The organism is Variovorax sp. 01N429 (assembly GCF_056399425.1).
The window spans coordinates 1-358 of record NZ_JBFTRG010000257.1; the positions used below are offsets into that span (position 1 = coordinate 1).

At 72.3% G+C, this 358-nt stretch carries 1 protein-coding gene; it reads right to left on the reverse strand.

Annotation, left to right across the window (positions count from 1 at the left end):
* On the reverse strand, nt 1-217 hold a 217-nt coding region (locus AC1DSF_RS31510; RefSeq protein ID WP_478184233.1), incomplete at its 3' end, for a hypothetical protein.
* Nucleotides 218-358: the final 141 nt, after the last annotated feature.

Sequence of the window (358 nt, forward strand, 5' to 3'; positions counted from 1 at the left end):
GGGTGATGCCGGTGTGCAGGCCGTCGAGCAGCACGAGGCAGAGCAGGATCCACAGGTCGGCTTCGGTGTACGGCACCGGTGTCCGGCCGGACGCCAGTTCGCCGGCGACCGCGCCGAACAGCGCGAGATTGCCGACGGCGGTGACGACGAGAATGTTGGCGAGGAAAGGGCCCGGGCGCGCGACGCGCGACAGATCCGTGCGTCCGATCCGTCGCATGCACATGCTCCCCTGCGGCTCTTCCGGGCGGTTCTCCCGTCCGGCGGGCCGGACTGCCCGGCCGCGGCAAGGGGTACGCAACACGTTCCGCGACCGGGCGGCACGCCCGGCGACGACCGGGTTCCCGATCAGGGTAGGGGG